Here is a 9085-nt window from a genome sequence, read left to right on the forward strand (position 1 = left end):
GCAAGGCGCGCCCGCATTCAACCGGAAAAGCGGCGCGATCAGCCTTCGGCTTCCTCGCCGGCCTCTTCCTTTTTCTTCTTCTCCTGCACGATCTCCTTGCCGGTCTCCTGATCGACGACCTTCATGGAGAGGCGCACCTTGCCGCGCTCGTCGAAGCCCATGAGCTTCACGAACACCTTGTCGCCTTCCTTCACCACGTCGGTGGTCTTGGCGACGCGCTCGGAGGCGAGTTGGGAGATGTGAACCAGGCCGTCACGCGGGCCGAAGAAGTTCACGAAGGCGCCGAAATCGGCGGTCTTCACGACCGTGCCCTCGTAGATCTCGCCCACTTCCGGCTCTGCGGTGATGGAGTGGATCCACTTCTTGGCCGCCTCGATCTCCTTCGCGTTGGACGAGGCGATCTTCACCGTGCCGTCGTCCTCGATGTTGATCTTGGCACCGGTCTTCTCGACGATCTCGCGGATGACCTTGCCGCCGGAGCCGATCACGTCGCGGATCTTGTCGGTCGGAATGGTCATCACCTCGATGCGCGGCGCGAACTCGCCGAGCTCGCCGCGGCTTTCCGACAGCGCCTTGGCCATCTCGCCGAGGATGTGCAGACGACCGCCCTTGGCCTGCTCGAGGGCGATCTTCATGATCTCCTCGGTGATGCCGTGGATCTTGATGTCCATCTGCAGCGAGGTGACGCCTGCATCCGTGCCGGCGACCTTGAAGTCCATGTCGCCGAGGTGATCTTCGTCACCTAGGATATCGGACAGGACCGCGAAGCGCTCCTCTTCCTTGATCAGGCCCATGGCGATGCCGGCGACGGGCTTGGCCAGCGGCACGCCCGCATCCATCAGCGCCAGAGAGGTGCCGCAGACCGTGGCCATGGAGGACGAGCCGTTGGACTCGGTGATCTCGGAGACGACGCGCAGCGTGTAGGGGAACTGCTCCGTCTCCGGCAGGAGCGGATGGACGGCGCGCCAGGCCAGCTTGCCGTGACCGATCTCGCGGCGGCCGGGCGACCCCATGCGGCCGGTCTCGCCCACCGAATAGGGCGGGAAGTTGTAATGAAGGAGGAAGGTCTCCTTGTAGGTGCCGGTGAGCGAGTCGATGAACTGCTCGTCCTCGCCGGTGCCCAACGTGGCAACGACCAGCGCCTGCGTCTCGCCGCGCGTGAAGACGGCGGAGCCGTGCGTGCGCGGCAGGACGCCCACTTCGGCGACGATCGGACGGACCGTCGAGAGGTCACGGCCGTCGATGCGCAGGTTGGTGTCGAGGATGTTCCAGCGGACGATCTTGGCCTGCAGGCCCTTGAACACCGTGTTGACCTGCTCGGAGGTCCACTTGGTCTCTTCGGCGTCCTCGGGAAGCAGGGCTCCCTTGACCTTCGCCTTGGCCGCGTCGACGGCATCGTAGCGCTGCTGCTTGTCGGTGATCTTGTAGGCTTCGCGCAGGTCGTTCTCGACGATCTTCAGCATCTCGCCTTCGAGATCCGAAAGGTCCGGCGGCGTGAAGTCACGCGGCTCTTTGGCGGCCACTTCGGCAAGCTTGATGATCGCGTCGATGACCGGCTGGAAGCCCTTGTGGCCGAACATGACGGCGCCGAGCATGACCTCTTCGGAAAGCTGCTGGGCTTCCGATTCGACCATCAGGACGGCATCGCCGGTGCCGGCGACGACGAGGTCGAGCTTGGTCTCTTCCATCTCATCGATGTGCGGATTGAGGATGTACTCGCCACCGATATAGCCAACGCGCGCGGCGCCGATCGGGCCCATGAAAGGCACGCCCGAAAGCGTCAGTGCGGCGGAAGCGGCGACCATCGCGACGACGTCCGGATCATTTTCCAGATCGTGCTGGAGAACGGTGACGATGACCTGGGTGTCGTTCTTGTAGCCTTCGACGAAGAGCGGGCGGATCGGGCGGTCGATGAGGCGGGAGACCAGCGTCTCCTTTTCGCTCGGACGGCCCTCGCGCTTGAAGTAACCGCCGGGAATCTTGCCGGCCGCGAAGGTCTTTTCCTGGTAGTTGACGGTGAGCGGGAAGAAGTCGAAGCCCGGCTTCGGCTCCTTGGCCGAGACGACGGTGGCCAGAACCACGGTCTCGCCGTAGGTCGCGAGAACCGCGCCATCGGCCTGACGGGCGATCTTGCCGGTCTCGAGGGTGAGAGGGCGACCGCCCCACTCGATTTCCACTTTGTGATGCTTGAACATATCTTGTCCTTCTGTGCCGAAAGGCCGCGCCGCATTTTGCGGCAACGCGCTTCCGGACTGGCTTCGTTTTTCGGACGAGCCACGGGCAAGACAACGGGAGGCTTGATCGTGGCGACGAGCGCCGCAAGCATCCTGCAATCCTGCCCCATGACCTGTCCATCGGGGCCCCGGCAATCCTGCCTTCCTTTGCACGAGAGCGCGGTTCTACGCCGCGTTCGGGATCATGCTTAGGCCGGAGCCGTGAGGCGCGGCGGCTGACCGCCCGCCATTATGCGACCGGCGGATGCCAGGGCATCCGCCGGTCAAACGCTTAGCGCCGCAGTCCGAGCTTCTCGATCAGCGTCTGGTAGCGGCCTTCGTCCTTCTTCTTCAGATAGTCCAGAAGGCGGCGACGCTGCGAGACGAGCTTCAGGAGGCCACGCCGGGAGTGGTTGTCCTTCTTGTGGTCCTTGAAGTGCTCGGTGAGGTTCTTGATCCGCTCGCTCAGGATCGCAACCTGGACTTCCGGAGAACCGGTGTCGCCCTTCGCGGTGGCGAATTCCTTGAGCAAATCCTGTTTGCGCTCTGCAGTAATCGACATCGGATTTCCTTTCTCGAATGTTGGGAAAAGGGGTCGCCCTCAGCCGGGATGTCGTCCAGCCGGGGCCGCTTCACAATGCGTTTCAAGCGCAATGTTGGGCGGCATATAAGCGAAAACGCCCACAATTACCAGCCCAAACATTCCTCCGCCGCGCAGCCCGTTGGCAAACGCGCTGAATATGATCACGGTGTCCACTTGGCCGTAGAATTCCTAAGTCCGCCCGGAAGCCCGGCCCACGGCTTCGCCGTGCGCCAGCACGTGATTGTCCGGCAGCAGCCGGCTGACCGGAATCGTGAAGATCCACTCCAGGCCGTCGCGGTGAAACGTGCGGGAGATCTCCGCATCCAGCGTCCCACCCAGCATGCGCTCGATGATCTCGGTGCCGAAGCCGCGCCGCCCCGCGCGGCGGCGCAGGCGCGGCACGTGTTCGCGCCAGACGATCGTCAGCGCATCCGCCTCCACCTGCCAGGATAAATCGAGGCGTCCCGCATCCGTCGAGAAGGCGCCGTATTTGGAGGCGTTGGTGGCCAGCTCGTGCACGGCAAGGCCGATGGTCTGCGCCGGCTGGTTGGCGAGCCGGAACTTCGGTCCGTCCATTTGCAGCCGATCCGGGTCGTCCGGGCGGAACGGATCGATCTGTATCGTCAGGAGCTCGCGCAGCTCCACGCCCGCCGCGCCGCCGGCGATCAGGAGATCGGTCGATCGCGCCAGGCCGTGCAACCTTTTCTGGAACGCGTCCTGGAAGGATGCGAGGGTGCGTGCGCTGCGCGCCGTCTGCTTTGCCATGGAGGCAACGACGGTGAGCTGGTTCTTCGACCGGTGCGCCACCTCGCGCATGAGAAGGCGGATCTCGTTCTCCGAAGCCTGCCGGTCGACGGCGGCCTCGGCGAGCGCCGAGGAGACGGTCGCCACCTCGGCAATGGGATAGTCGATCGCCTGCACGGGCTCGCCCGCGCCGAGCCGCCGCGCATCGCGGGCAAGCCGGCGCACCGGACCGGCGATCTGCCGGCCCAGCAGCCAGGCCGCCACGGTGGCGATGGCGATCACCAGAAGCCCGCCGACCAGCAACATCCGCAGGGACCGCCGCATCGGCTCCTCGACGGCATCGGTCGAGGCCCAGACCACCGCTTTCCAGCCACTGTATTCCGACTGGTCGACGACGGCGATATAGGTGCCCTTTCCTTCCCCATTCGCAGGCTGCGCCCTGCGGTAGCGGCCGCTGCCACTGAGATCGAGGAAGAAGGGCTTGCCGACGTCCGAGGACATGAAGGACGAGGCGATCACCAGATCATTCTGGTCGATGACCGAGGCGTTCCAGCCGCCGCGCAGCATCTGCTGCGACAGCGTGTCGGTCAGCGTTGCGGCGTCGCGCGTCATGACCAATATGCGGGGCGGGCCGCTTTGAGGCACATAAGGCATCAGAACATCGAAGACCCATTTCCTGGACGTCTTGCCGAAGAAGACTCCCGAAATCGTCTTGCCCGGCGTCTTCATGGCGAGCGCTGCTGATTGCGGATCGGAGGTCGGCCCGAGCGGCTCGCCAAAGGCGGTCCGGGTGTTGATGAGCTGCTGCAGGTTCTCGTCGAGCAGAAGGAAATAGGACCCGCTTCCCGCAAGAGCGAGCCGCGCCCTCTTGTCGAAATCCTCGAGTTCGCCGTTGGTGAGCGACGGCGTCGTCGACAGCACGCGCAGCGTCGTCGCCATGCCGCTCAGCTCACGGTCGACAGCCTCGTTGATGGAGCCCGCCATAGCCTCGGCCAGGGTCGTGACGACCTCGTTCTGCGCCTCGTTGTTGCGCTGCAGGAGCACCACCGAAACGCCGATGGACGGAATGATGGTGACGGCGATCAGGAGGAGAAGGAACAGGCCGATCGGCTTGGGTCCGGAAGCCAGGATCCGCAGGCGATCAAGAACGCCCGAGCGGATCTCTGTCTTTACGGTATCGTCCGACTGCATAAGGCCCCAACCCTTCGCTTGCCTCCGATCACAATGCACGAAACGCCGAACGGTTGCGCTACAGGGCGCATAATGGCGGATTTCCGCTCAGATGGAAAAGACCCGCTTCGGCTTGAACATGCCCGCCTCCACGGCGCCGAGCGCAACCAGTCGCCCGCGCGCGCTGGCCCAGGCCTCCGGCGCTTCCGCCGGCGCATCGCGCCCGCGCACGATCACCGGATTGCCCAGCCGGATACGGGCGGCGGCATCGTCGTTGACGGCTATCTCCGGCAACCCCTCCAGGGCCGTCGCGATATCCAGCAGACAGGCGTCGAGCCCGGTGAAGTCGGCCTCTTCCCCATGCGCGGCTTCCGCCGCCTTTTCGAGCATCGGCAGTTCGACCATCTGCTCCGGCGTGAACGGATAGACTTCAGTGCGCCGCAGGTCCGCGATGTGCCCATAGCATTCCAAATCGCGCCCCATGTCGCGCGCCAGGCTGCGCACATAGGTTCCCTTGCCGCACTCGACCTCGAAGACAGCCCTGTCGGCCTCCAGGGACAAGAGGTCGAGCCGGCCGATCTCGATCTCGCGCGGGGCAATCTCCACCGTCTCGCCGTCGCGCGCCAGGTCGTAGGCGCGTTCGCCGCCGATCTTGATCGCCGAGAACTGCGGCGGCGTCTGCATGATGATGCCGGTGTAGCGCGGCAGGAGCCTGCGCACCTGCTCCTCGCTGGGACGCTTGTCGGAGCTCTTCGTCACCGGCCCCTCCAGGTCGTCCGTGGAGCGCTCCTCGCCCCAGGCAACGGTGAAGCGGTAGACCTTGGCGCCGTCCATGACGAAGGGAACGGTCTTGGTGGCATCGCCCAGCGCGATCGGCAGCATGCCGGAAGCGAGCGGATCGAGCGTGCCGGCATGGCCGGCCTTCTCGGCCTTGAACAGCCATTTGATCTTCGACACCGCGTCGGTGGAGCCCATGCCCGCCGGCTTGTCGAGGATCAGCCAGCCATTGACCGGACGGCCCTTTCTCTTGCCGCGCCGCGCCATCACGCATCGCCCTCGTCTTGTTCGTCCTTCAGGTCGCGCGCCACCTCGGGCGACTTGAGCAGGCGATCGATCTTGTTGAAGTTCTCAAAACTGTCGTCGAAGCGGAAGCGCAGCTCCGGCATGTATTTCATCTGCCGCAGCGACGGCGTGATGCGCCCGCGGATGAAACGTGCATGGCGGTTGAGCGCCGCGACGACCGCATCCTTGTCTGCGGCACCGATCGGCGAGACATAGGCCGTGGCGATCTTGAGGTCCGGCGACATGCGCACTTCCGACACGGAAACCACCGTGCTCTCGAGCGTGTCGTCGATGACTTCGCCGCGCTGCAGGAGCTGCGCGATCGCGTGACGCACCTGCTCGCCGACGCGAAGCTGGCGTTGTGATGGGGCGCTGCCTGCTGAGGCGTGCTTGCTCATCATATTCCTCTTAACAGCGCGGATCGGTCGACGATCCGTAGAAAATCAATATTCGGGCGTGACATTTCCCGCCAGGAGCGGGGGCGAAGCAGGCGCACTGCCGGTCCACTCCTCGAGGCTGCTGCGGAAGGCAGCCTGCTCTTCCGGCGAGTCGAAGGCGCGCTTGGGCCATACATGGGCCTGATACTTCGACGTCCAGAAGTAGAACAGCCTGTCGTCTTCCTCAACGGCCAGAAGACTGTCCCAAGGCGAGACCCACGTCTGTCCGCGCAGCCTGACTGTGAGCCCTTGCGCGTCTGCGGTCGCAGCAACGGGAACCCCAACGGCTTCGCGTTTTTCAAGATAGCCTCGCCAGAGACCCTGTGCAAAGGCACTGAAAAATCCATAGCTCGCCCATCCCGCCACGAGCCCGATCCCGGCCGAAACTGCGATCGACAGCACGAGGGGACCGATCTCCCCACGTTGATACCAGTCGAACCCGTAGATCAGGCCGATGAAGAGACCGACGAGACTCGTCGCGCACAGGAACGGCAGGCGCTGCAACGGGGCCGTCCTTCCATAGCGGCCGACCACGTGATCATCGACGTCGAGCATGAATTCCTTCGTGAAGGACACGCCGGGATCTGTTGGCCAGACACGGGGTACACTGGAAGGAGCGCTCATGCTCTTACACGCGATTCTCGCTCGGGAATATCAGGCCGAACACCATGGTGTCCGGCCCGGCTTCCCTACAGCGTCCGGGTGATGTGCTCGACGCGGAACGCCTCGATAACGTCGCCGACGCGGATGTCCTCGTAGTTCTCGAAGGCCATGCCACATTCCTGGCCGGCCGGAACTTCCGAGACCTCGTCCTTGAAGCGCTTCAGCGTCTTCAACTTGCCTTCGTGGATCACCACGCTGTCGCGGATCAGGCGCACGCCGGCGCCACGCTCCACCTTGCCTTCGGTGACCCGGCAACCGGCGACCTTGCCGACCTTCGAGACGTTGAAGACCTCGAGGATCTCGGCATTGCCGAGGAAGGTCTCGCGCCGCTCCGGCGAAAGCAGGCCGGACATGGCCGCTTTGATGTCGTCCACGAGATCGTAGATGATGTTGTAGTAGCGGATCTCGATGCCGGCCTGCTCGGAAGCGTCACGCGCCTGCTTGTTGGCGCGCACGTTGAAGCCGATGATGGCCGCGTTCGAGGTCTCCGCCAGCGACACGTCGCTCTCGGTGATAGCGCCGGCGCCCGCATGCACGATGCGCGCCTGCACCTCGTCGGTGCCGAGCTTCTCGAGTGCGTTGGCGATGGCCTCGATCGAGCCCTGCACGTCGCCCTTGATGATCAGCGGGAATTCCTTCAGGCCGCTGGTCTGGAGCTGCGACATCATCTGCTCGAGCGAGCCGCGCTGACCGGCCTGGCGGGCAACGGACTTTTCGCGGGCCAGACGCTGGCGATACTCGGAGATCTCGCGGGCGCGCGCCTCGTTCTCGACCACCGCAAAGCGGTCGCCGGCCTGTGGCGTGCCCTGGAGACCCAGGATCTCGACCGGCATGGAGGGCGGCGCCTCCTTCACCTGATCGCCGCGGTCGTTGACCAGAGCGCGCACGCGGCCCCACTCATTGCCGGCGACGATGATGTCACCGGTGTGCAGTGTGCCCGTCTGCACCAGAACCGTGGCGACCGAGCCGCGGCCGCGGTCGAGCTTCGCCTCGATGACGACGCCTTCGGCGGTGCGGTCGGGATTGGCCTTCAGTTCCAGAACCTCGGCCTGCAGCAGGATCGCCTCGAGCAGCCTGTCGAGATTCGTCCCCTTCGTCGCGGAAACCTCGACGTCGAGCACGTCGCCGCCCATCGATTCCACGAAGACCTCGTGCTGGAGCAGCTCGGTGCGCACCTTCTGAGCGTTGGCTTCCGGCTTGTCGACCTTGTTGATCGCCACGATGATCGGGACACCGGCCGCCTTGGCGTGGTTGATGGACTCGATCGTCTGCGGCATCACGCTGTCGTCGGCGGCGACCACGAGGATCGCGATATCCGTCGCCTGGGCGCCACGGGCGCGCATCGCGGTGAACGCGGCGTGGCCCGGCGTGTCGATGAAGGTGATCGTCTGACCGTCCTGCTCGACCTGATAGGCGCCGATGTGCTGGGTGATGCCGCCGGCCTCGCCCGACACGACATTCGCGTGGCGGATGGCGTCGAGCAGCGAGGTCTTGCCGTGATCGACATGGCCCATGATCGTGACGACGGGTGGCCGCGGCCTCCGGTCCTCGGCCTTGTCCTCGATGTTGAACAGGCCTTCCTCGACGTCGGATTCGGCAACGCGCTTGACGGTATGGCCGAATTCCTCGGCGACCAGCTCGGCCGTATCGGCGTCGATCACGTCGCCGGGCTTCATGATCTGGCCCTGCTTCATGAAGAACTTCACCACATCCACGGCGCGCTCGGCCATGCGCTGGGCGAGCTCCTGGATGGTGATCGTCTCCGGCAGCACGACCTCGCGCGTGATCTTCTCGCGCTGCTCCTGATGCTGGGCGCGGCGGAATTTCTCCTGCCGGCGGCGCATGGAGGAGAGCGAGCGGCCACGCGCCTCGCCGTCGTCCGAAAGAGCCTTGTTGAGCGTCAGCTTTCCGCGGCGGCGCTCGTCCTCGCTGCGCGGCTTGGCCGGGCGGGCGACTTCGGTCTTCGGCGCGACGCGCTTGACGGGCAGGCCCTTGCTCTTCGGCTTGCCTTCACCGTCATCGTCATCGTCGGCCACCCGCGGGGCGGCAACGGACGGCGCGGCGGCCGGTTCCGAGGTCGGTGCGCGGCGGCGGGCTTCCTCTTCGGCGCGGGCGCGCGCCTCGGCCTCAGCCTTGAGGCGGGCTTCCTCTTCCGCCTGGCGGCGTGCGGATTCCTCGCGCTCGCGCTGGCGGCGTTCCTCTTCCTCGGCGCG

At 65.1% G+C, this 9085-nt stretch carries 7 protein-coding genes; all 7 read right to left on the minus strand.

All coding sequences use genetic code 11. The annotated features are described in order from the left end of the window. Positions 1 to 38 precede the first annotated feature (38 nt). Positions 39 to 2195: a polyribonucleotide nucleotidyltransferase gene (gene pnp, locus NUU27_RS23965; RefSeq protein ID WP_257764818.1), complete on the minus strand. Its 2157-nt coding sequence runs from the start codon at positions 2193 to 2195 to the stop codon at positions 39 to 41. 310 nt (positions 2196 to 2505) lie between these two features. Further along, a complete protein-coding gene (gene rpsO / locus NUU27_RS23970) occupies positions 2506 to 2775 on the minus strand; it encodes a 30S ribosomal protein S15 (RefSeq protein WP_257764819.1) in 270 nt (89 codons plus the stop codon). 210 nt (positions 2776 to 2985) lie between these two features. Then, positions 2986 to 4731: a sensor histidine kinase gene (locus NUU27_RS23975; RefSeq protein ID WP_257764820.1), complete on the minus strand. Its 1746-nt coding sequence runs from the start codon at positions 4729 to 4731 to the stop codon at positions 2986 to 2988. A gap of 87 nt (positions 4732 to 4818) precedes the next feature. Beyond that, positions 4819 to 5754, minus strand: coding sequence for a tRNA pseudouridine(55) synthase TruB (gene truB, locus NUU27_RS23980; protein ID WP_257764821.1), 936 nt, complete (start codon positions 5752 to 5754; stop codon positions 4819 to 4821). Then, complete coding sequence (gene rbfA / locus NUU27_RS23985; protein WP_257764822.1) at positions 5754 to 6170, minus strand: 30S ribosome-binding factor RbfA; 417 nt, start codon at positions 6168 to 6170, stop codon at positions 5754 to 5756. Before rbfA ends, truB begins: the two co-directional genes overlap by 1 nt. A gap of 45 nt (positions 6171 to 6215) precedes the next feature. After that, complete coding sequence (locus NUU27_RS23990) at positions 6216 to 6764, minus strand: YcxB family protein (RefSeq protein WP_257764823.1); 549 nt, start codon at positions 6762 to 6764, stop codon at positions 6216 to 6218. Positions 6765 to 6898: 134 nt separating this feature from the next. Next, on the minus strand, positions 6899 to 9085 hold a 2187-nt coding region (infB, locus tag NUU27_RS23995; RefSeq protein WP_257764824.1), incomplete at its 5' end, for a translation initiation factor IF-2.

Origin of the sequence: Nitratireductor sp. ZSWI3, from assembly GCF_024655565.1 — a bacterium.
Lineage (GTDB): Bacteria > Pseudomonadota > Alphaproteobacteria > Rhizobiales > Rhizobiaceae > Nitratireductor.

Bases quoted from the DNA above. Each gene is read 5' to 3' on its own strand.
- pnp (WP_257764818.1), bottom strand. From the start codon at position 2,195: ATGTTCAAGCATCACAAAGTGGAAATCGAGTGGGGCGGTCGCCCTCTC.
- rpsO (WP_257764819.1), bottom strand. From the start codon at position 2,775: ATGTCGATTACTGCAGAGCGCAAACAGGATTTGCTCAAGGAATTCGCC.
- NUU27_RS23975 (WP_257764820.1), bottom strand. From the start codon at position 4,731: ATGCAGTCGGACGATACCGTAAAGACAGAGATCCGCTCGGGCGTTCTT.
- truB (WP_257764821.1), bottom strand. From the start codon at position 5,754: ATGGCGCGGCGCGGCAAGAGAAAGGGCCGTCCGGTCAATGGCTGGCTG.
- rbfA (WP_257764822.1), bottom strand. From the start codon at position 6,170: ATGAGCAAGCACGCCTCAGCAGGCAGCGCCCCATCACAACGCCAGCTT.
- NUU27_RS23990 (WP_257764823.1), bottom strand. From the start codon at position 6,764: ATGCTCGACGTCGATGATCACGTGGTCGGCCGCTATGGAAGGACGGCC.